Source organism: Serratia sp. YC16, from assembly GCF_009707615.1.
Classification (GTDB): Bacteria; Pseudomonadota; Gammaproteobacteria; order Enterobacterales; family Enterobacteriaceae; genus Serratia; species Serratia surfactantfaciens.
On the sequence record NZ_WLYN01000019.1, the window covers coordinates 1 to 22,894 of the forward strand.

Consider the following 22,894-nt stretch of genomic DNA (forward strand, 5'->3'; position numbering starts at 1 on the left):
CCGTGCTGGTGAGAACGTAGGCGTTCTGCTGCGTGGTATCAAACGTGAAGAAATCGAACGTGGTCAGGTACTGGCTAAGCCAGGCTCTATCAAGCCGCACACCCAGTTCGAATCTGAAGTGTACATCCTGAGCAAAGATGAAGGTGGTCGTCACACTCCATTCTTCAAAGGCTACCGTCCACAGTTCTACTTCCGTACTACTGACGTGACCGGTACCATCGAACTGCCNCGTTGGCGCTGGTGTTGTTGCCAAAGTTATCGCTTAATCGCTGATAAAGTTTGACGCGACACGCGGTAAAAGGGCATCATTTGATGCCCTTTTTCTACGCTGTGAACTAGAACCTATCTCATCAGCGATTTTGCAGTCATAATCATTGGTGAGATGGGCTCTTAAACCGTATTGACTGAAATACGTCATAGCGTAAAACACCGGGATATCGCTAGTGCGGTATCCGATCGGTTTGGTTTGCCTCGCAATGCGAGGCAAAGTTGTTTGTTCTGAATCATCATTGTGACAGGTTGGTTTATGAGTGCGAATACCGAGGCTCAAGGGAGCGGACGCGGCCTGGAAGCGGCAAAGTGGCTGATCGTCGCCGTTCTGTTGGTTGTGGCTATTGTCGGTAACTATTACTACCGTGATTTAAGCCTGCCATTGCGCGCGCTGGCAGTTGTGCTGATCATCGCCGTTGCTGGTGCAGTGGCTCTGATGACCACCAAAGGCAAAGCCACCGTTGCGTTTGCCCGCGAAGCGCGTACCGAAGTACGTAAAGTGATTTGGCCAACTCGTCAGGAAACGCTACACACCACGTTGATCGTTGCCGCGGTAACCGCCGTGATGTCACTGATTCTGTGGGGGCTGGATGGTATTCTGGTCCGTCTGGTGTCGTTTATTACTGGCCTGAGGTTCTAAAATGTCTGAAGCTCCAAAAAAACGTTGGTACGTCGTTCAGGCGTTTTCCGGTTTTGAAGGTCGCGTAGCGCAATCGCTGCGTGAACACATCAAACTGCACGATATGGAAGAGCTGTTCGGCGAAGTGATGGTGCCTACGGAAGAAGTGGTTGAAATCCGTGGCGGCCAGCGTCGCAAGAGCGAGCGTAAGTTCTTCCCTGGCTATGTGCTGGTGCAAATGGTAATGAATGACGCCAGCTGGCACCTGGTGCGCAGCGTACCGCGCGTCATGGGGTTCATCGGCGGTACTTCTGACCGTCCTGCGCCGATCAGCGATAAAGAAGTTGATGCGATCATGAACCGCCTGCAGCAGGTTGGTGACAAGCCGCGTCCGAAAACGCTGTTCGAGCCGGGCGAGCTGGTGCGCGTCAACGACGGCCCGTTTGCCGATTTCAACGGCGTGGTCGAAGAAGTCGATTACGAGAAGAGCCGCCTGAAAGTTTCCGTTTCCATCTTCGGCCGTGCAACGCCGGTGGAACTGGACTTCAGCCAGGTTGAAAAAGGCTGATCGAATAATCAGCAGTAAGCGGTCCGTTGCCGCTTGTCAAAGGCGCGAAATTGAACTACAATTTCGCGCCTTTTGTTTTTAGATGCCTTGCCTGACGTTTGTTCGGCGAGGTTAAACACGGGGAGCCTCTCACGAGGCGATACTACCCAAACCGAGGAAATTTAAATGGCCAAGAAAGTACAAGCCTACGTTAAGCTGCAAGTTGCAGCTGGTATGGCTAACCCGAGCCCGCCAGTTGGTCCAGCTCTGGGTCAGCAAGGCGTTAACATCATGGAATTCTGTAAGGCGTTCAATGCTAAGACTGACAGCATTGAAAAAGGTCTGCCGATTCCGGTTGTTATTACCGTTTATTCTGATCGCTCCTTCACTTTCGTTACCAAAACCCCGCCAGCAGCAGTACTGCTGAAAAAAGCGGCTGGTATCAAGTCTGGTTCCGGTAAGCCGAACAAAGACAAAGTAGGTAAAGTGACCCGTGCTCAGGTACGTGAAATCGCAGAAACCAAAGCTGCGGACATGACTGGTTCTGACGTTGAAGCGATGACTCGCTCCATCGAAGGTACCGCTCGTTCCATGGGCCTGGTAGTGGAGGATTAAGAGATGGCTAAGCTGACCAAGCGCATGCGCGTGATCCGTGACAAAGTTGATGCTACTAAACAGTATGACATCACTGAAGCTGTTGCTCTGCTGAAAGAGCTGGCCACCGCTAAATTCGTAGAAAGCGTTGACGTTGCCGTGAACCTCGGCATCGACGCTCGTAAATCTGACCAAAACGTTCGTGGCGCTACCGTTCTGCCACACGGCACCGGTCGTTCCGTTCGCGTTGCCGTATTTGCCCAAGGCGCTAACGCTGAAGCAGCGAAAGCTGCTGGCGCAGAGCTGGTAGGTATGGACGATCTGGCTGACCAGATCAAGAAAGGCGAAATGAACTTCGACGTTGTTATTGCTTCTCCGGATGCAATGCGCGTTGTAGGTCAACTGGGCCAGATCCTGGGTCCACGCGGCCTGATGCCAAACCCGAAAGTGGGTACCGTTACTCCGAACGTTGCTGAAGCTGTGAAAAACGCTAAAGCAGGTCAGGTTCGCTACCGTAACGACAAAAACGGCATCATCCATACCACTATCGGTAAGGTTGATTTCGACGCAGACAAACTGAAAGAAAACCTGGAAGCCCTGCTGGTTGCGCTGAAAAAAGCAAAACCTTCTCAGGCGAAAGGCATGTACATCAAGAAAGTTAGCCTCTCCACCACCATGGGTGCTGGCGTTGCTATCGATCAGAGCGGTCTGTCTGCTGCAGCGAACTAATCGCACTTGCGATTATCGCTTTGACTTGGGGCCGAGATTTGTCTAGAATCTTATGCCCCAAGGTTTTGCTATTGGCTATGCCGTAAGCAAAACAAAGATTTTTCGGTTGGAGCCTGGCCTATCCAGGCCTCCGTCCAAGACCGCAGGTGTATCGCAAGATACTTAATCCTTCCTGCGTAGACGGTGACAGAGCCTAAGAAAATTTTTCTTTTTTATAAAAGAATGTCTTTGCTGGATTCTGCTCACCGTGTTAAGCCGCTCGGCGTGGCGTTTTACAAAGCGCCGAGTGAAGTGAGTTCCGGGGATTTTCCCCGGCTAATCCAGGAGCAAAAAGCTAATGGCATTAAATCTTCAAGACAAACAAGCGATTGTTGCTGAAGTCAGCGAAGTAGCCAAAGGCGCGCTGTCTGCGGTTGTTGCGGATTCCCGCGGCGTTACCGTAGATAAAATGACTGAACTGCGTAAAGCAGGTCGTGAAGCTGGCGTTTACATGCGTGTTGTTCGCAACACCCTGATGCGTCGCGTAGTTGAAGGCACTCCATTCGAATGCCTGAAAGACACGTTTGTCGGTCCAACCTTGATTGCATTCTCTCACGAACACCCGGGCGCTGCTGCTCGTCTGTTCAAAGAGTTCGCGAAAGCGAATGCAAAATTCGAGGTTAAAGCTGCGGCCTTTGAAGGTGAGCTGATCCCAGCGGCGCAAATCGACCGCCTGGCGACGCTGCCAACTTACGAAGAAGCGATCGCACGCCTGATGGCAACCATGAAAGAAGCCGCTGCCGGCAAACTGGTTCGCACTCTGGCTGCAGTACGCGATCAGAAAGAAGCGGCGTAAGCCCCTCTTTCTTAGCCTTTGCTAACGTATTTAAACTATTTCTGAATTTTAGGAACAATTGTTATGTCTATCACTAAAGACCAAATCCTGGAAGCAGTTGCCGCTATGTCCGTAATGGACGTTGTTGAACTGGTTTCCGCTATGGAAGAAAAATTCGGCGTTTCTGCTGCTGCTGCTGTAGCTGTAGCTGCTGGCCCAGCTGAAGCTGCTGAAGAGAAAACTGAATTCGACGTTATCCTGAAAGCTGCAGGCGCTAACAAAGTTGCTGTTATCAAAGCAGTACGTGGCGCTACCGGCCTGGGTCTGAAAGAAGCTAAAGACCTGGTTGAATCTGCTCCAGCCGCTCTGAAAGAAGGCGTGAGCAAAGATGACGCAGAAGCTCTGAAAAAATCTCTGGAAGAAGCTGGCGCAGAAGTTGAAGTTAAATAAGCCAACCTTTCCGGTTGCAGCCTAGTCTTTTAGGCTGATGGCTGGTGACTTTTTAGTCACCAGCCTTTTTGCGCTGTAGGGCGCCAGTAGCGTTTCACACTGTTTGGCTGCTGGTTTCGCCTCCCAATGTTTGTTTCTATTGACGACTTAATATACCGCGGTCTTTGCACTACCAGGAGTTCTGGGGGAAGGCGCGATGAAATGGTTTAAGCGTGATAGCAAGAGACATTGCGGAAAGTGTTCCCGCTTTCCGGTCGACAAAACGGTGTTGCATGAACTGTCCCTAATCGGACGGACAGATTGGGTCACTGATCAGCGAGCTGAGGAACCCTATGGTTTACTCCTATACCGAGAAAAAACGTATTCGTAAGGATTTTGGTAAACGTCCACAAGTGCTGGACATACCATATCTCCTTTCTATCCAGCTTGACTCGTTCCAGAAGTTTATCGAGCAAGATCCAGAAGGGCAGTACGGCCTTGAAGCCGCATTCCGTTCTGTTTTCCCTATCCAGAGCTACAGTGGCAATTCGGAGCTGCAATACGTTAGCTACCGTCTTGGTGAGCCGGTCTTCGACGTCAAAGAGTGCCAGATCCGTGGTGTGACGTTCTCTGCACCGCTGCGCGTAAAACTGCGCCTGGTTATCTATGAGCGCGAAGCGCCTGAAGGTACGGTCAAAGACATCAAGGAACAAGAAGTCTACATGGGCGAAATTCCGCTCATGACCGAAAACGGCACCTTTGTGATCAACGGTACTGAGAGGGTTATCGTATCTCAGTTGCACCGTAGTCCTGGCGTATTCTTCGACAGCGATAAGGGTAAAACCCACTCCTCGGGTAAAGTGCTGTACAACGCACGCATCATCCCTTACCGCGGTTCATGGTTGGACTTCGAGTTCGATCCGAAAGACAACCTGTTCGTGCGTATTGACCGTCGCCGCAAACTGCCTGCGACCATCATTCTGCGCGCGCTGAACTACACCACTGAACAGATCCTCGACCTGTTCTTTGACAAGATCGTCTTCGAAATCCGCGACAACAAGCTGCAGATGGAGCTGGTGCCTGAGCGCCTGCGTGGTGAGACCGCTTCGTTCGATATCGAAGCCAACGGCAAGATCTACGTAGAGAAAGGCCGTCGCATCACCGCTCGTCATATCCGTCAGCTGGAAAAAGACGACATTCAGAGCATTGAAGTACCGGTAGAGTACATCGCGGGCAAAGTGGTCGCGAAAGACTATATCGATACCAATACCGGCGAACTGATCTGCGCAGCCAACATGGAGCTGTCGCTGGATCTGCTGGCCAAGCTGAGCCAGTCTGGCCACAAGCGCATCGAAACGCTGTTCACCAACGATCTGGACCACGGCGCGTACATCTCTGAAACGCTGCGTGTCGATCCGACCAACGATCGTCTGAGCTCGCTGGTAGAAATCTACCGCATGATGCGTCCTGGTGAGCCGCCAACGCGCGAAGCTGCCGAAAGCCTGTTCGAGAACCTGTTCTTCTCCGAAGACCGCTACGATCTGTCCGCGGTTGGCCGTATGAAGTTCAACCGTTCTCTGCTGCGCGACGAGATCGAAGGTTCGGGCATCCTGAGCAAAGACGACATCATCGAAGTGATGAAGAAGCTCATCGATATCCGTAACGGCAAGGGCGAAGTGGACGATATCGACCACTTGGGCAACCGTCGTATCCGCTCCGTCGGCGAAATGGCCGAGAACCAGTTCCGCGTAGGTCTGGTGCGTGTTGAGCGTGCGGTGAAAGAGCGTCTGTCTCTGGGCGATCTGGATACCCTGATGCCTCAGGACATGATCAACGCCAAGCCGATTTCGGCGGCGGTGAAAGAGTTCTTCGGCTCCAGCCAGCTGTCCCAGTTCATGGACCAGAACAACCCGTTGTCCGAGATCACGCACAAGCGTCGTATCTCCGCACTGGGCCCGGGCGGTCTGACCCGTGAGCGCGCCGGCTTTGAAGTTCGAGACGTACACCCGACCCACTACGGCCGCGTGTGCCCAATCGAAACGCCGGAAGGTCCAAACATCGGTCTGATCAACTCCCTGTCCGTGTACGCACAGACTAACGAGTATGGCTTCCTGGAAACCCCGTACCGCCGCGTGCGTGACGGCGTGGTGACCGATGAAATCAACTACCTGTCTGCTATTGAAGAAGGCAACTTCGTTATCGCCCAGGCGAACTCCAACCTGGATGAAGAAGGCCGCTTCGTAGAAGACCTGGTCACCTGTCGTAGCAAAGGCGAATCAAGCCTGTTCAGCCGCGACCAGGTTGACTACATGGACGTATCCACCCAACAGGTTGTTTCCGTTGGTGCCTCACTGATTCCATTCCTGGAACACGATGACGCCAACCGTGCATTGATGGGTGCGAACATGCAACGTCAGGCCGTACCAACCCTGCGCGCTGACAAGCCGCTGGTCGGTACCGGTATGGAACGCGCTGTAGCGGTTGACTCCGGCGTAACCGCCGTTGCCAAACGCGGTGGTGTGATCCAGTACGTGGATGCTTCCCGTATCGTTATCAAAGTTAACGAAGACGAGATGTACCCGGGCGAAGCAGGTATCGATATTTACAACCTGACCAAGTACACCCGTTCTAACCAGAACACCTGCATCAACCAGATGCCGTGTGTGAATCTGGGTGAGCCAATCGAGCGCGGCGACGTGCTGGCGGATGGCCCATCGACAGACCTGGGCGAACTGGCACTGGGCCAGAACATGCGCGTAGCGTTCATGCCTTGGAACGGCTACAACTTCGAAGACTCCATCTTGGTCTCCGAGCGCGTGGTGCAGGAAGATCGCTTCACCACCATCCATATCCAGGAACTGGCGTGCGTGTCTCGCGACACCAAGCTGGGGCCTGAAGAGATCACTGCCGACATCCCTAACGTGGGTGAAGCTGCGCTCTCCAAACTGGATGAATCCGGTATCGTGTATATCGGTGCTGAAGTGACTGGCGGCGACATTCTGGTCGGTAAGGTAACGCCTAAAGGCGAAACCCAGCTGACGCCGGAAGAGAAACTGCTGCGTGCGATCTTCGGTGAGAAAGCGTCTGACGTTAAAGACTCTTCTCTGCGTGTACCGAACGGCGTTTCCGGTACGGTTATCGACGTGCAGGTCTTCACACGCGATGGCGTGGAAAAAGACAAGCGCGCGTTGGAAATCGAAGAGATGCAGCTGAAGCAGGCGAAGAAAGACCTGACTGAAGAACTGCAGATCCTGGAAGCCGGCCTGTTCGCACGTATCCACGCGGTGCTGGTTGCCGGTGGCATCGAAGCCGACAAGCTGAGCAAACTGCCGCGCGATCGCTGGCTGGAACTGGGCCTGACCGACGAAGAGAAGCAAAACCAGCTGGAGCAGCTGGCTGAGCAGTACGACGAACTGAAATCCGACTTCGAGAAGAAGCTGGAAGCCAAGCGTCGTAAGATCACTCAGGGCGACGATCTGGCGCCGGGCGTGCTGAAAATCGTCAAGGTTTATCTGGCCGTTAAACGTCAGATCCAACCGGGTGACAAGATGGCGGGCCGCCACGGTAACAAGGGTGTTATCTCCAAGATCAACCCGATCGAAGATATGCCTTACGATGAAAACGGCACGCCGGTAGACATCGTACTGAACCCGCTGGGCGTACCATCACGTATGAACATCGGTCAGATCCTGGAAACCCACCTGGGTATGGCTGCGAAAGGCATTGGTGAGAAGATCAACCAAATGCTGAAGCAGCAGCAGGAAGTGGCCAAGCTGCGTGAGTTCATCCAGAAGGCCTACGATCTGGGCGACGACGTTTGCCAGAAAGTTGACCTGAACACCTTCAGCGACGACGAAGTGCTGCGTCTGGCAGAGAACCTGAAAAAAGGTATGCCGATCGCAACGCCGGTGTTTGACGGTGCGAAAGAGACTGAAATCAAGAAGCTGCTGGAAATGGGCGGAATCCCGACCTCCGGTCAGATCACGCTGTTCGATGGCCGTACCGGTGAGCAATTCGAGCGCCAGGTTACTGTCGGCTATATGTACATGCTGAAACTGAACCACTTGGTTGACGATAAAATGCACGCCCGTTCAACCGGTTCTTACAGCTTGGTTACTCAGCAACCTCTGGGTGGTAAGGCGCAGTTCGGTGGTCAACGCTTCGGTGAGATGGAAGTGTGGGCACTGGAAGCATACGGCGCGGCTTATACCCTGCAGGAAATGCTCACCGTTAAGTCGGATGACGTTAACGGCCGTACCAAGATGTACAAAAACATCGTGGATGGCGATCACCGGATGGAGCCAGGCATGCCGGAATCCTTCAACGTACTGTTGAAAGAAATCCGCTCGCTCGGCATCAACATCGAACTGGAAGACGAGTAATCGTCATGCCGGCTCAGGCTCCCCGCCTAAGGGAGCCTGAGGGTGGTTGTTCAGGTCACACGGGTACCTACTGCGGTTGTGGGTACCCAACAGGTTTAACTCCGACAGGAGCCAATCCGTGAAAGACTTATTGAAGTTTCTGAAAGCGCAAACTAAGACCGAAGAGTTTGATGCGATCAAGATTGCTCTGGCCTCGCCAGACATGATCCGTTCGTGGTCGTTCGGTGAAGTTAAGAAGCCGGAAACCATTAACTACCGTACGTTCAAACCTGAACGTGACGGCCTTTTCTGCGCCCGTATCTTCGGGCCGGTAAAAGATTACGAGTGCCTGTGCGGTAAGTACAAGCGCTTGAAACACCGCGGCGTGATCTGTGAGAAGTGCGGCGTTGAAGTGACCCAGACCAAAGTGCGCCGTGAGCGCATGGGCCACATCGAGCTGGCTTCGCCGACCGCGCACATCTGGTTCCTGAAATCGCTGCCATCCCGCATCGGTTTGCTGCTGGATATGCCGCTGCGTGACATCGAACGCGTACTGTACTTCGAATCCTATGTGGTGGTCGAAGGCGGTATGACCAACCTCGAGCGTCGTCAGATCCTGACCGAAGAGCAGTATCTGGACGCGCTGGAAGAGTTCGGTGACGAATTCGACGCCAAGATGGGTGCGGAAGCTATTCAGGCCCTGTTGAAAAACATGGATCTGGAAGCCGAGTGCGAGCAGCTGCGTGAAGAGCTGAACGAAACCAACTCCGAAACCAAGCGCAAGAAGCTGACCAAGCGTATCAAGCTGCTGGAAGCGTTCGTACAGTCCGGTAACAAGCCGGAGTGGATGATCCTGACCGTGCTGCCGGTACTGCCGCCGGATCTGCGTCCTCTGGTTCCGCTGGATGGCGGCCGTTTCGCGACGTCGGATCTGAACGATCTGTATCGCCGCGTGATCAACCGTAACAACCGTCTGAAACGCCTGCTGGATCTGGCTGCGCCTGACATCATCGTGCGCAACGAAAAGCGTATGCTGCAAGAAGCGGTAGACGCCCTGCTGGATAACGGCCGTCGCGGTCGTGCGATCACCGGTTCCAACAAACGTCCTCTGAAATCTTTGGCCGACATGATCAAAGGTAAGCAGGGTCGTTTCCGTCAGAACCTGCTCGGTAAACGCGTTGACTACTCCGGCCGTTCCGTAATCACCGTAGGTCCATACCTGCGTCTGCATCAGTGCGGTCTGCCTAAGAAGATGGCGCTGGAGCTGTTCAAACCGTTCATCTACGGCAAGTTGGAGCTGCGTGGCCTGGCCACCACCATCAAAGCCGCCAAGAAAATGGTTGAGCGTGAAGAAGCCGTCGTTTGGGATATCCTGGACGAAGTGATCCGCGAACACCCGGTACTGCTGAACCGTGCACCAACCCTGCACCGTTTGGGTATCCAGGCGTTTGAACCGGTTCTGATCGAAGGTAAAGCGATCCAGCTGCACCCGCTGGTTTGTGCGGCCTATAACGCCGACTTCGATGGTGACCAGATGGCTGTTCACGTACCGCTGACGCTGGAAGCCCAGCTGGAAGCGCGTGCGCTGATGATGTCCACCAACAACATCCTGTCCCCAGCGAACGGCGAGCCAATCATCGTTCCTTCTCAGGACGTTGTACTGGGTCTGTACTACATGACCCGCGACTGTGTTAACGCCAAAGGCGAAGGCATGGTGCTGAACGGTTCCAAAGAAGCTGAGCGTGTTTACCGCGCCGGCCTGGCGTCTCTGCATGCGCGCGTTAAAGTGCGTATCACCGAAGACGTCAAGAACGCCGAAGGCGAATGGACCTCTCAGACCAGCATCATCGACACCACCATCGGCCGCGCCATCCTGTGGATGATCGTACCGAAAGGTCTGCCGTACGCGATCGTTAACCAGCCTTTGGGCAAGAAAGCGATCTCCAAGATGCTGAACACCTGTTACCGCATCCTGGGCCTGAAGCCGACCGTTATCTTTGCTGACCAGATCATGTACACCGGTTTTGCTTACGCAGCCCGTTCCGGCGCTTCCGTAGGTATCGACGACATGGTTATCCCGGCCAAGAAAGCGGAGATCATCGAAGAAGCGGAAACCGAAGTTGCCGAGATCCAGGAGCAGTTCCAGTCTGGTCTGGTTACCGCCGGCGAACGCTACAACAAAGTGATCGATATCTGGGCTGCAGCGAACGAACGCGTTGCGAAAGCGATGATGGAAAACCTGTCGGTCGAAGACGTGGTTAACCGTGACGGCGAAGTGGAACAGCAAGTTTCCTTCAACAGCATCTTTATGATGGCCGACTCCGGTGCGCGTGGTTCCGCCGCTCAGATTCGTCAGCTGGCCGGTATGCGTGGTCTGATGGCGAAGCCGGACGGCTCCATCATCGAAACGCCAATCACCGCGAACTTCCGTGAAGGTCTGAACGTACTCCAGTACTTCATCTCCACCCACGGTGCTCGTAAAGGTCTGGCGGATACCGCACTGAAAACCGCGAACTCCGGTTATCTGACCCGTCGTCTGGTTGACGTGGCGCAGGATCTGGTGGTGACCGAAGACGACTGTGGCACCCACGACGGCATCCTGATGACTCCGGTTATCGAAGGTGGCGACGTGAAAGAGCCGCTGCGTGAACGCGTTCTGGGCCGTGTGACGGCAGAAGACGTCCTCAAGCCGGGTACGGCGGACATTCTGGTGCCACGCAACACCCTGCTGAACGAGAAGGCGTGTGACCTGTTGGAAGAGAACTCTGTCGACAGCGTTAAAGTCCGTTCCGTGGTGAGCTGTGAAACCGACTTTGGTGTGTGTGCAAACTGCTACGGTCGCGACCTGGCACGTGGCCACATCATCAACAAGGGTGAAGCCATCGGCGTTATCGCGGCACAGTCCATCGGTGAGCCGGGTACACAGCTGACGATGCGTACGTTCCACATCGGTGGTGCGGCATCTCGTGCGGCTGCTGAATCCAGCATCCAGGTGAAAAACAAGGGTAGCCTCAAGCTGAGCAACGCGAAGTTCGTTATGAACGCCGCAGGCAAGCTGGTAATTACCTCGCGTAACACCGAACTGAAACTGATCGACGAATTCGGCCGTACCAAAGAAAGCTACAAGGTGCCTTACGGCGCCGTGATGGGCAAAGGCGACGGTGAAGAAGTTAACGGCGGCGAAACCGTTGCTAACTGGGATCCGCACACCATGCCGGTCATCAGTGAAGTCAGCGGCTTCATTCGCTTCGCGGACATGGTTGACGGCCAGACCATTACTCGCCAGACCGACGAACTGACCGGTTTGTCTTCTCTGGTAGTTCTGGACAGCGCAGAGCGTACCGGTAGCGGTAAAGACCTGCGTCCGGCACTGAAAATCGTTGACGCTCAGGGCGAAGACGTATTGATCCCAGGTACTGATATGCCTGCTCAATACTTCCTGCCGGGCAAAGCGATCGTTCAGCTGGAAGACGGCATTCAGATCGGTGCGGGTGATACCCTGGCGCGTATTCCTCAGGAATCCGGCGGTACCAAGGATATTACCGGTGGTCTGCCGCGCGTTGCCGACCTGTTCGAAGCACGTCGTCCGAAAGAGCCGGCAATCCTGGCTGAAATCAGCGGGATTATCTCGTTCGGTAAAGAGACCAAAGGCAAACGTCGCCTGGTGATCTCTCCGCTGGACGGCAGCGACGCTTACGAAGAGATGATTCCGAAATGGCGTCAGCTCAACGTGTTCGAAGGCGAAGTGGTGGAACGTGGCGACGTCGTATCCGACGGCCCAGAGTCTCCGCACGACATTCTGCGTCTGCGTGGCGTGCATGCGGTTACCCGCTACATCACCAACGAAGTGCAGGAAGTTTACCGTCTGCAAGGCGTTAAGATTAACGATAAGCACATCGAAGTTATCGTTCGTCAGATGCTGCGTAAAGGCACTATCGTTAGCGCTGGTGGCTCCGAGTTCCTGGAAGGCGAGCAGGCTGAAGTGTCTCGCGTCAAGATTGCCAACCGTCAGCTGGAAGCTGAAGGTAAAATCGCGGCAACCTTCTCGCGCGATCTGCTGGGTATCACCAAGGCATCCTTGGCGACCGAGTCCTTCATCTCCGCCGCATCGTTCCAGGAAACGACGCGCGTTCTGACCGAAGCTGCCGTAGCCGGCAAGCGTGATGAACTGCGTGGCCTGAAAGAGAACGTCATTGTGGGCCGTCTGATCCCAGCCGGTACCGGTTACGCTTATCATCAGGACCGCATGCGTCGTCGTGCTCAGGGTGAAACGCCGGTTGTTCCGCAAGTCAGCGCGGAAGAAGCGACGGCTAACCTGGCCGAACTGCTCAACGCAGGCCTGGGCGGCAGCGACGACGAGTAATCGTCATCCGCGCCGCGGGCCCGGCATGCCGGGCCCCATCGCCAGATAAACCGCTCCTTCGGGGGCGGTTTTTTTTCGCCTCGCATCGGGTTATGACAAACTTTGCTACTATGGTTACAGCAGAATTGACCTGCGCTTTTTATCTGACAACCAAGGACAGTGCGAAACATGGACAGCCTCCTCACCTTCGAAAAACTGACGGCGCAACACCTGCCTTACCTGTATGAGATCCGTTTTTCCGTCGAAGAAAACCTGCTGCATCCGCATCAGATTCAGTATCTGCAGCGCAAACAGGCGCTGGAGGACATCAATCAGGGCGGCGGCTGGATCTGCAAGCATGGCGATGACTATGCCGGCGTGGGATTCGGGCTGTTCATCCCCGAACCGCTGATCGGCGGCCTGTTCGTGAAGCCGGAATACCAATCGCTGGGGATCGGCTCCGCCTTGTTGGCGCGAGTCACCGCCTGGATGTTTGAGCACGGCGCCGAGGCGATCCACTTAACCACCGATCCGGGCTCCAGGGCCGAAGGCTTTTATCAACATCATGGCTGGGTCGTGGTCGGGCAGGATGAATTCGGCCAGGCCGAACTGGTGAAACGCAAAGAGGGTGAATAATGAAAATCAAAGGATTGATGACGCTGCTGCTGTTTTCGCTGTTCTGCGCGCCGCTGTATGCGGCGGTTGACTATTTTTACCTGAAACCGCTCGATGGCGAGAAGATCAAGATAACCCGGCAGATGCTGGAGGCGATGCCGCCGCACACGATCAAAACCTCGACCAATTTCACCCCGGAAGATACGTTCACCGGCGTTGAGTTTGCGGAGCTGGTGAAAGCCTATCATCTGCAAGGTCAGGCGGTGCGTGCTTTCGCCTGGGACGATTATTCCTACTCAATGCCGATTGACGAGATGATTAAATATCGCGTGATCGTCGCCTATCAGCGCGGCGGTAAGCCGATCGACGTTGGGGAACTGGGGCCGTTCGCCATTATCTATCCGCGCGATCAATATGCCGAGTTGAATAATCTGGACGTGAATGCGAAAACCGTCTGGCAGGTCAAACGGTTGGAGATTAAGTAAGATGAGCAAGAAACTGATCGGTACTCTTATCGCGTTGGTTGCCATCTTCTCCCTATTAATTTTGTTGATTGCCATTAATTTCGGCGGCGTAAAAGATCGTTATAAGCAGATCGAACCCAATCTGGACAATTACTCGGTGGCCGAGATCCTTTTTTTGGCGTTCGAAAGGAGCAAAACCGCGTTGCTGCTCAGTGAAAATAACGACTACGACGCCTTCCTGATCAAAAAGAAAATCTTTTACTCAAAGATCCAGATCCTGGAGAGCCGCTCGACCTTCAGCGACTCATTTTATTACGACGACGAATTTATCAAGAATGTCGCACTGCTGAAGCAACAGTACCGCACGTTAGACGGCCTCTCCGCCGGCTTGCTGGCGGGGCAGAAAAGCAAGGCGGATATTCTCGCCTATATGGATGACATCGAAGGCACGCTGGTTGATATCCAGGAGATTATCTATCGGATACAGATCAAAAACTTTACCGAAGTGAAAGGCATCATCCAGGATAATTCGAGTAAAGCCGAGATGTTCGCCTTCTTTTCGCTGATTTTGGTATTCCTGATGATGTTCCTGGTGTTGAGAAATGCCTTCTCGTTAAAAGAGATCATCAAGAACAAGAACATTTTCATCTCTTCCATCTACCACGAGATCGCCGGCTCGACCCAGGCTATCGTCATTGCCGCGGACATCATGGAGCATGAGCTGGCGCAGGAGGAGCTGAAAAAAGAGGCCCGCCTGATTTCCTATCACGGCAATAAGATAGCCGAACAAACGCGCGAGGTGATGGATTACTCGCGGCTTGAGATGGGGGAGGTCAAAGTCAATATTTCCACCTTCCGGCTGAATGACGTGGTGGACGATGCCGTGACCGGTATCGGCACCGGGCGCGGCAACCGCCTCGAGATCCACCGTTCGTCTTATCGTGCGCCTATCGGCTCCGATAAGTACAAGCTCTACCGGATAATGGCCAATTTGCTCAGCAATGCGGACAAGTTTACGCACCACGGCGTGGTCAGCCTCAATGTGAAGGTGTGCCACGGCCATCTGTATTTACGGGTGAAAGACAATGGCATTGGGTTTAACGTCAATAATCTGGATCGGTTATATAAGGCGTTTAACCAGGGCGTAGAAAAAGAAACGCGGCAGGGATTGGGGCTGGGGCTGACCATTATCAAAAATTATGTCACGACGATGAAAGGCACCATCAGGGTTAAATCTGTCGAAGGCGTTGGCTCATCGTTTTTTATTCGCATTCCGGTCAAGCTAATTAAAGAATAGGTTCGACAGCAGCAGTGAGGAGATAATCAGCGGTTTGGTCGGTTTTTCCACCAGGTGCACGTCATAGTGCAGGATCATGTCGCCGATGTTCTTCTCGTAGTGGTTCAGTTGGCCGGTGAGAATAATGATGCGGGCGTGCGGATCGAGGGCGTCTTTAATTTTCTTCACCACGCGTTCGGAGGTCTCGCCGAAGTCCAACAGCCAGTCCAAAATAAACGCCTCAAAGGACTGCTGCTCCAGCGCGGCCAGCATGGCGTCCGCCGTTTGGAAGGTTTCGGTCTCAATGCCGTATCGGCTGGCGATCTTCTTCAGAAGTTCGAGGATATCGCTGTCATTATCCAGGATGGCGATGCGCGGGGCCGGCAGAAAGTCTATCTTGTTGACTCTATACAGCGGTAATTCGGCCTGCGTATCTCGGCTGGTATTGATGATGAAAAGATCGTCTTTTTTGCAGGCGTAGGTTTCGTCGTCGTTTGCGTGTGTGACCGGGTGTTGGTCGACCTCAATGTTACAGCGCTTGTGAATGCTGTTCATGATAAAGACGCCGTTATGCGTCCTTTGGCCGGCAAACGGCTCGTTGAAATACTGAAAAACCTTTTTCACTTCGTCGAGGGTGATGCCTCTTTTGCCATCCAGTTTCTGCTTGGCGCTGTTGTATTGGAGGTTCAGTATGTTGGCCATCGTGGAGGCATGTTTTCTGTCGCCAACTCCTTTCAGAGTGAGCAACGCGCTGATTGCATCGATGTAATTTGGCGTTTTCTTCATGACAACCCTGGCTTTTTTGATGTTGACCGCGAGCGTTGCAAAATCTGCGCGAGGACCCGTGCTGGATTATAGATGAAGCCTCGGGTATTGCGGTGATATCAGTTTGATTTTCCTTGGCAAACTCAAAACACACTCGATAATAAATAAAAAAACACTCAAAAGACATTCACATTTAATCGTTTATATGATTAATTAGCGCACATACTGTGTGATTCGCGTCCTGGGGGGGTGCCAGTCTCACAAAATAAACCGCCTGCTCTTGTCCGTAAGCAGGGAGCAGGCGGCAAAAAGATCCGCGGCCAACACCAGGGCCATTGGCAGCACCGGGGATTATCCTTCAAGCTTCTCTTGTCGCCGTACCTTCTTTGCTGTGCCTTCTTTTTCCATGCTCTCCACTGTCTGTGGTAACCGCCGCCCTTTGCATCTCACTCTGAGTTATTGCAGAACGCCGTTACTCCTGTCAGCCGAGTCGCCAAAACTGCCTGTCCACATGCCCCACCGGCGCAAATTCAAAAGAGAATGCGGCGTCGCCGTTGGTGAGGAACCGGAGTCGCGCAGAGAATCTCCGCGCGATCCGGGGTGGGATAAGGCGGGACCATCGAGAGGGTAACGGCCCCGGCCGGCGCCGGGTTTGGCGGCCGGCAACGTCACTATAATCGGCGCGTTTGTCGGCGCCAGCACCACCGTTCGGCATTGCGCGGCCGCTCCAGCGTTTTCTTCACACGGCGGTAAACGTTGCCGTTTATTGCGCGCCGCGTCCCAGATAACCGTCCCAGTCTTTCCACACCGGCTGCAGCCCGGCGTTGCTGATGGCCTCGGCGACCTGCTGCGGCGTGCGGCCGTCGTGCGGCTCGAACTGCTCCAGTTCAGGCGGCACGTCGTCGGCATAGCCGCCGGGTTGCGTCTTGGATCCGGCGCTGACGCTGTTGATCGCCACCGGGATCATATGATCGCGGAAGTACGGCGACTCACGCGTAGACAGCGACAGCTCAACGTCCGGCGCGAACAGCCGGAAGGCGCAGATCAGTTGCACCAGCTGAGGCTCGCTCATGATAGACGCCGGTTCGATGCCGCCGGCGCAGGGGCGCAGGCGTGGAAACGAGATCGAGTAACGGCTCTGCCAGTAGGTTTGCTGCAGGTAGAACAGATGTTCCGCCAGCAGGTAGCAGTCGGTGCGCCAGCTGTTGGACAGGCCGATCAACGCGCCGAGGCCGATCTTGTCGATACCGGCGCGCCCCAGGCGATCCGGCGTGGCCAGGCGCCAATGGAAATCCTGCTTCTGGCCGCGCAGGTGGTGCTGCAGATAGGTGGCCGGATGGTAGGTTTCCTGATACACCAGCACGCCGTCCAGGCCCAGCGTTTTCAGTTCGGCGTACTCTTCTTGCGCCAGCGGCTGCACTTCCATCATCAGCGAGCTGAAGTGGCGGCGGATCGCCGGAATGTGCTGGCGGAAATAGTCCATGCCGACCTTGGTCTGATGTTCGCCGGTGACCAGCAACAGATGCTCGAACCCCAACGCCTGGATGGCTGCGCATTCGCGGGCGATCTCCGCCGCATCCAGCGTTTTGCGCTTGATGCGGTTGCTCATCGAAAAGCCGCAGTAGGTGCAGTCGTTGGCGCACAGGTTGGACAGGTACAGCGGCACATAGAAGCTGACGACGTTGCCGAACCGCTGCCGGGTCAGCTGCTGCGCGCGCTGCGCCAGCGGTTCCAGGTACGGCGCGGCGGCGGGGGAGATCAGAGCCATAAAGTCGTCGCGCGTCAGCTTGTCGGCGTTCAACGCACGTTCCACGTCGCGCGCGGTTTTGCCGTTGATGCGCAGCGTAATGTCGTCCCAATCCAGCTGTTGCAAGCGGCTACTGAAGTCGTCGGCCATCACTGCGCCTCCTCGGGTTGGCTGAGGAAGGCGGTCAGCGGGCTGGAGGCGACCGCGCCGCGCTGGCTCGCGCCTAACCCGGCGCTGCGCGCCAGCTCGCCGGCCTCCAGCGCCAGGCGAAACGCCTGCGCCATTTGCACCGGATCGCGCGCCACGGCGATGGCGGTATTCACCAGCACCGCGTCGGCGCCCAGCTCCATCGCTTCCAGCGCGTGGCTCGGCGCGCCGATGCCGGCGTCGACCACCACCGGCACCCTGGCTTGCTCAATGATGATCTCGAGGAAGTCGCGGGTGCGCAGACCGCGGTTGGAGCCGATAGGTGCGCCGAGCGGCATCACCGCCGCACAGCCCACCTCTTCCAGCCGCTTGCACAGCACCGGATCGGCGCCGCAGTAAGGCAGCACGACAAACCCGTCTTTCACCAGCGTTTCCGCCGCCTTCAGCGTTTCTATCGGATCCGGCAGCAGGTATTTCACATCGGGATGGATCTCCAGTTTCACCCAGTGGGTGCCGAGCGCTTCGCGCGCCAGCCGGGCGGCGAACACCGCCTCGGCGGCGGTTTTGGCGCCGGAGGTGTTGGGCAACAGCCTGACGCCCAACTGCTGCAGCGGCGCCAAAATGGCGTCATTGCCGCCGCGCAGATCGACGCGCTTCATGGCCATGGTCACCAGCTGCGAACCGGAGGCCGCCAGCGCCTCCAGCATTAACGCCGGCGTGGCGAACTTGCCGGTGCCGGTGAACAGACGAGAAGAGAAAGTGGTATCGGCGATTTTCAGCATGTCAGCCTCCGGCGATCGCTTGAAACAGCAAAATGTCGTCACCGTCCTGCACCAAATGGTTGGCCCAGTCGGCGCGCGGGATGATGGTTTGGTTGATCGCCAGCGCGGTGCCCGGCTGGTGGCGTTCCAGTTGGCTCAGCAGAGCGGCGACGCTGAGCGGCTGCGCCAGCTCCAGCGGTTGATCGTTCAAACGGATCTTCATGCCGCGCCTCCGCATACCGGGCAGGCGCGGGCCTGGCTCAGTTGCAGCGTGCTCCAGCTCTGTTGCTTGCCGTCGAACAACCGTAGTTTGCCGCTGAGGGGGGAAGGCATGCCGGCCAACATCTTGATGGCCTCCAGCGCTTGCAGGGTGCCGATCACGCCCACCACCGGGCCGAGCACCCCGGCGGTGCGGCAGTTGCGCTGCGGCTCTTCCTGCTCCGGGTACAGGCAGGCATAGCAGCCGTGCGCGTAGGGCGGCTCAAGCACCAGCAGCTGGCCGCTGAAACCGACGGCGCTGCCGCTGATCAGCGGCTTGGCGGCGGCGATGCAGGCGGCATTGACCTCATGACGGGTCGCCATATTGTCGCAGCAGTCCAGCACCAGATCGGCGCGGGCGACCGCGTCGCGCAGCACTTGCCCCTGTAGCCGCTGCGCCAGCGGGATGAGCTCCACCAAAGGGTTCAGCGCCTGCAAATGGCGCTGCGCCAACGCCGCCTTGCCGGTCGCGGTATCGGCGCTGCGGTAAAGGATTTGTCGCTGCAGATTGGTGACGTGCAGCTGGTCGTCGTCGGCCAGCAGCAGCGTGCCGACGCCGGCGGCGGCCAGATACAGTGAAGCCGGGGAGCCGAGCCCCCCGAGGCCGACGATTAACACTGTGGCGCGCTTGAGTTTCTCCTGGCCTTCCGGGCCGACGTCCTCCAGCAGCAGCTGGCGGCTGTAGCGCAAAAACTCCCGATCGTTAAGCATCGTTCGGATCCTCGCCCTCGATCAGCCGCAGCAGCTCGGCCGTCGCCGCGCGCCAGTCTGGCGCCTGGGTGATGGCGCTGACCACCGCCACGCTGCCGACGCCGCACGCCAGCACCGCCGGAACGCGATCGATGCTGATCCCGCCGATCGCCACCGTCGGGTAATCCGCCAGGCCGGCGATGTGGCGTTTCAACTCCGCCAGCCCCTGCGGTGCCGAAGGCATGTCTTTGGTCTGAGTGGGGAAGATGTGCCCCAGCGCGATGTAGGAAGGTTTCACCGCCAGCGCGCGCGCCAGCTCGGCGTCGTCATGGGTGGAGACCCCCAGCCGCAGCCCGGCGCGATGGATGGCCGCCAAATCGGTGGTATCGAGATCTTCCTGGCCCAGATGCACACCGTAGGCGCCGTGTTTGACCGCCAGCCGCCAGTAATCGTTGATGAACAGCCGCGCCTGATAACGCCGGCCCAGCGCGATGGCGGCGGCGATATCCTGTTCAACCTGCTCGTCAGGCAGATCCTTGATGCGCAGTTGGATCGTGGTGACACCGGCCTCCAGCAGGCGAGCGATCCACTCGACGCTGTCGACCACCGGGTAGAGCCCCAGTTTGTGAGGCGTTGCCGGGAAGGGGGTAGTGATATCAGTCATTGCTGGTCTCCTCTTGCAGCGAGGTGGCGCTGTGATACAGGTCGCTGCCGCGGGCGCGGAACTCGGCGGACATTTTTTCCATGCCGGTCAGCTGCACTTCGATCGGCTTGGCGGCCTCTTGGGCAGCGGCGTAGTCGCGCACCTCCTGCGAAATTTTCATCGAGCAGAATTTCGGCCCGCACATTGAGCAGAAGTGGGCGATCTTGCCGGACTCCTGCGGCAGGGTTTCGTCGTGATAGGCGCGCGCGGTGGCCGGATCGAGCGCCAGATTGAACTGATCTTCCCAACGGAATTCGAAGCGCGCCTTGGACATGGCGTTATCGCGGATCTGCGCGCCCGGATGGCCTTTGGCCAGATCGGCGGCGTGAGCGGCGATCTTGTAGGTGATCAGGCCCTGTTTGACGTCCTCTTTGTTCGGCAGGCCGAGGTGTTCTTTCGGCGTGACGTAACACAGCATGGCGCAGCCGAACCAGCCGATCATCGCCGCGCCGATGCCGGAGGTGAAATGGTCATAGCCCGGGGCGATGTCGGTGGTCAGCGGACCGAGGGTGTAGAACGGCGCTTCGTGGCAGTGTTCCAGCTCTTCGGTCATGTTGCGGCGGATCATCTGCATCGGCACGTGGCCCGGCCCTTCAATCATCACCTGCACGTCGTATTCCCAGGCGATTTTGGTCAGCTCGCCCAGCGTATGCAGTTCGGCGAACTGGGCTTCGTCGTTGGCGTCCTGAATCGATCCGGGGCGCAGGCCGTCGCCGAGCGACAGCGAGACATCGTAGGCGGCGCAGATCTCGCAGATTTCACGGAAGTGCTGATAGAGGAAGTTTTCCTGATGGTGCGACAGACACCATTTGGCCATGATCGAGCCGCCGCGCGACACGATGCCGGTCAGGCGTTTGGCGGTCATCGGCACGTAGCGCAGCAGCACGCCGGCGTGGATGGTGAAGTAGTCGACCCCTTGTTCAGCCTGTTCCAGCAGCGTATCGCGGAACATCTCCCAGGTGAGGTTCTCCGCCACGCCGTTGACCTTCTCCAGCGCCTGATAAATAGGCACCGTACCGATGGGCACCGGGCTGTTGCGCAGGATCCATTCGCGGGTTTCGTGAATATAGCGGCCGGTGGAGAGATCCATCACGGTGTCTGCGCCCCAGCGGGTGGACCACACCAGTTTCTCCACTTCTTCTTCTATCGACGACGTGACCGCCGAGTTGCCGATATTGGCGTTCACCTTCACCAGGAAATTGCGGCCGATGATCATCGGCTCCGCCTCCGGGTGGTTGATATTGGCGGGAATGATAGCGCGGCCGGCGGCCACTTCCTGACGCACGAACTCCGGCGTGATGTTGTCCGGCAGGTTGGCGCCCCAGCTCTGACCCGGATGCTGGTGGCGCAGCACCTCGCCGCGAATGCGCTCGCGCCCCATGTTTTCGCGGATGGCGATGAATTCCATCTCCGGGGTGACGATGCCGGCACGGGCGTAGTGCAATTGGGTGACGCACTTGCCCGGCAACGCTTTGCGCGGCAGCGGCAGGTGTTCGAAACGCAGGTGATCGAGGCCTTCGTCCGCCAGCCGCTGTTGGGTGAAGCCGGAGCTGGCGCCGCTCAGGGTGGCGGTATCGCCGCGCGCGTCGATCCAGCCGGCGCGCAGCTTGGCCAGGCCGGCGTGCACGTCGAGCTCGGCTTGCGGATCGCCATACGGGCCGGCGGTGTCATACACCGGGATCGCCTCGTTCTGTTCATACTGCGGATTATCTTTGCTGCCGCCGACCAGGGTCGGGCTGAGCTGAATTTCACGCATCGGCACCTGGATATCGCTGCGCGAGCCCTGCAGGTAGATGCGGCGTGAGTTAGGGAAAGCCATACCTTGCAGCGTGTCGATAAACTGCTGGGCGGCTTCGCGTTGCGCTTTGCGGGCGCGCGGTGGATTAACGTTAGACATAGCAAGTTCCTACCAGTGTGTTGGGTTGGGAAAGTTGCTTGTCTGGAGTTCGGAGGGAGTAATGATGGTGGCCGATAAGGCAGGGCGCCCGCAAAAAGAGGGCCGTGCCTGTGGCGATAGATTACTCTTGTTCCCTTCGCGGGTATTAACCCGATCAGGTTCCGCGGATCCCGAATTAACGGTCTCAGCCTGGCTGATTCGATGAACAAATCAGGCGCTAGGCACTCCGACAAGATGCCCCCCAGTATAGGAGGGATAAGAAAAAAAACTATAAAATTTTAACGCGCCGGATCCAGCGCCTGGTCCGGCAGCGGTTGCTGCGCGGCTTCCGCCTCCAGCAGGATCAGCTTATCTTCCAGCGCAAAGCGCGCCGCCAGCGTTTCGCCGATATCCGACAGGGCCTGATGGAACTCCAGACAAACCTCCTGATCGATATCCACTTCGGTATAGCGATCGTGGAACGCCATGATCTGTTCGGTATTGGCCCATAGCTTGGGATAGATGTTCACCGCCAGCGACATTTTCGGACTGGCCGCGCCTTCCACTTGTTTGATAATTCTGTCATAGATATGAAAATGCCCTGCGGAGAGGTAATCCACCAGGTTGTGGCAAAAGTTCTCCAGCGCTTTTTCATTCAGCGGCGTATGCTTTTCTTTATTCGGTTTGAGGCCTACCAGCGTGCAGTAGGCGACCAGCAACTGCTTGCGGGCCTGAAGCCATTGATCAACTAATTCATTACTACCGCCAACGCGCTGAGTCAGCCTTTCCAAACGGTTGAGCATGTTTGACTCCGTGTAAGTAATAAAAGTAACCGGTAAGTTATTAAAATGTAACAAAGCCGATTCGTAGAGTGCCAGTGAAGCTGA

19 protein-coding genes, 1 pseudogene and 1 riboswitch are annotated in these 22,894 nt (G+C 56.4%); of the genes and pseudogenes, 12 read left to right on the forward strand and 8 right to left on the reverse strand.

Annotated elements, in window-relative coordinates; genetic code table 11:
• From tuf to GKN89_RS23620, 12 genes and pseudogenes are all read left to right on the forward strand, one after another.
• Window positions 1-226 (forward strand): annotated as a pseudogene (gene tuf / locus GKN89_RS23565) (elongation factor Tu); the annotation flags it as partial.
• 300 nt (window positions 227-526) lie between these two features.
• Complete coding sequence (gene secE / locus GKN89_RS23570) at window positions 527-910, forward strand: preprotein translocase subunit SecE (RefSeq protein ID WP_004929916.1); 384 nt, start codon at window positions 527-529, stop codon at window positions 908-910.
• Between the two features lies 1 nt (window position 911).
• A complete protein-coding gene (nusG, locus tag GKN89_RS23575) occupies window positions 912-1,457 on the forward strand; it encodes a transcription termination/antitermination protein NusG (protein ID WP_004929914.1) in 546 nt (181 codons plus the stop codon).
• 165 nt (window positions 1,458-1,622) lie between these two features.
• On the forward strand, window positions 1,623-2,051 hold the full coding sequence (gene rplK, locus GKN89_RS23580) for a 50S ribosomal protein L11 (protein WP_004929911.1): 429 nt from the start codon (window positions 1,623-1,625) through the stop codon (window positions 2,049-2,051).
• A gap of 3 nt (window positions 2,052-2,054) precedes the next feature.
• Window positions 2,055-2,759, forward strand: a complete 705-nt coding sequence (gene rplA, locus GKN89_RS23585) for a 50S ribosomal protein L1 (RefSeq protein WP_019456443.1) — start codon at window positions 2,055-2,057, stop codon at window positions 2,757-2,759.
• Between the two features lie 337 nt (window positions 2,760-3,096).
• The gene (rplJ, locus tag GKN89_RS23590; RefSeq protein ID WP_004929905.1) at window positions 3,097-3,594 is read left to right on the forward strand and encodes a 50S ribosomal protein L10; all 498 of its coding nucleotides are present in this window, start codon (window positions 3,097-3,099) and stop codon (window positions 3,592-3,594) included.
• 63 nt (window positions 3,595-3,657) lie between these two features.
• Window positions 3,658-4,023, forward strand: a complete 366-nt coding sequence (gene rplL / locus GKN89_RS23595; protein ID WP_004929903.1) for a 50S ribosomal protein L7/L12 — start codon at window positions 3,658-3,660, stop codon at window positions 4,021-4,023.
• A gap of 332 nt (window positions 4,024-4,355) precedes the next feature.
• Window positions 4,356-8,384, forward strand: coding sequence for a DNA-directed RNA polymerase subunit beta (gene rpoB / locus GKN89_RS23600; protein WP_004929900.1), 4,029 nt, complete (start codon window positions 4,356-4,358; stop codon window positions 8,382-8,384).
• 118 nt (window positions 8,385-8,502) lie between these two features.
• Window positions 8,503-12,726, forward strand: coding sequence for a DNA-directed RNA polymerase subunit beta' (rpoC, locus tag GKN89_RS23605; RefSeq protein ID WP_019456442.1), 4,224 nt, complete (start codon window positions 8,503-8,505; stop codon window positions 12,724-12,726).
• Between the two features lie 168 nt (window positions 12,727-12,894).
• On the forward strand, window positions 12,895-13,341 hold the full coding sequence (locus GKN89_RS23610) for an N-acetyltransferase (protein ID WP_074053647.1): 447 nt from the start codon (window positions 12,895-12,897) through the stop codon (window positions 13,339-13,341).
• The gene (locus tag GKN89_RS23615) at window positions 13,341-13,805 is read left to right on the forward strand and encodes a hypothetical protein (RefSeq protein WP_063917919.1); all 465 of its coding nucleotides are present in this window, start codon (window positions 13,341-13,343) and stop codon (window positions 13,803-13,805) included. The genes GKN89_RS23610 and GKN89_RS23615 overlap by 1 nt, the downstream gene beginning before the upstream one ends.
• 1 nt (window position 13,806) lies before the next feature.
• Window positions 13,807-15,081 (forward strand): sensor histidine kinase KdpD, encoded by a 1,275-nt coding sequence (locus GKN89_RS23620; RefSeq protein ID WP_154747883.1) that lies wholly within the window; start codon window positions 13,807-13,809, stop codon window positions 15,079-15,081.
• On the opposite strand, the gene GKN89_RS23625 is transcribed toward GKN89_RS23620, so the two are convergent.
• From GKN89_RS23625 to GKN89_RS23660, 8 genes are all read right to left on the reverse strand, one after another.
• Window positions 15,067-15,762 (reverse strand): response regulator, encoded by a 696-nt coding sequence (locus GKN89_RS23625; protein WP_230329031.1) that lies wholly within the window; start codon window positions 15,760-15,762, stop codon window positions 15,067-15,069. The genes GKN89_RS23620 and GKN89_RS23625 overlap by 15 nt on opposite strands.
• Before the next feature lie 826 nt (window positions 15,763-16,588).
• Window positions 16,589-17,722, reverse strand: a complete 1,134-nt coding sequence (gene thiH / locus GKN89_RS23630) for a 2-iminoacetate synthase ThiH (protein WP_154747885.1) — start codon at window positions 17,720-17,722, stop codon at window positions 16,589-16,591.
• Entirely contained in the window at window positions 17,722-18,501 is a 780-nt protein-coding gene (locus GKN89_RS23635) for a thiazole synthase (RefSeq protein ID WP_154747886.1), read from the reverse strand. The genes thiH and GKN89_RS23635 overlap by 1 nt, the downstream gene beginning before the upstream one ends.
• 1 nt (window position 18,502) lies before the next feature.
• Window positions 18,503-18,703 (reverse strand): sulfur carrier protein ThiS, encoded by a 201-nt coding sequence (gene thiS, locus GKN89_RS23640; RefSeq protein ID WP_019456435.1) that lies wholly within the window; start codon window positions 18,701-18,703, stop codon window positions 18,503-18,505.
• Window positions 18,700-19,449, reverse strand: coding sequence for a HesA/MoeB/ThiF family protein (locus GKN89_RS23645; RefSeq protein WP_154747887.1), 750 nt, complete (start codon window positions 19,447-19,449; stop codon window positions 18,700-18,702). Before GKN89_RS23645 ends, thiS begins: the two co-directional genes overlap by 4 nt.
• On the reverse strand, window positions 19,442-20,092 hold the full coding sequence (thiE, locus tag GKN89_RS23650; protein WP_063917915.1) for a thiamine phosphate synthase: 651 nt from the start codon (window positions 20,090-20,092) through the stop codon (window positions 19,442-19,444). Before thiE ends, GKN89_RS23645 begins: the two co-directional genes overlap by 8 nt.
• The gene (thiC, locus tag GKN89_RS23655; protein ID WP_019456432.1) at window positions 20,085-22,028 is read right to left on the reverse strand and encodes a phosphomethylpyrimidine synthase ThiC; all 1,944 of its coding nucleotides are present in this window, start codon (window positions 22,026-22,028) and stop codon (window positions 20,085-20,087) included. Before thiC ends, thiE begins: the two co-directional genes overlap by 8 nt.
• 114 nt (window positions 22,029-22,142) lie before the next feature.
• A riboswitch (TPP riboswitch) is annotated at window positions 22,143-22,267 on the reverse strand.
• Window positions 22,268-22,306: 39 nt separating this feature from the next.
• Complete coding sequence (locus GKN89_RS23660; protein ID WP_019456431.1) at window positions 22,307-22,810, reverse strand: Rsd/AlgQ family anti-sigma factor; 504 nt, start codon at window positions 22,808-22,810, stop codon at window positions 22,307-22,309.
• Between the last annotated feature and the right edge of the window lie 84 nt (window positions 22,811-22,894).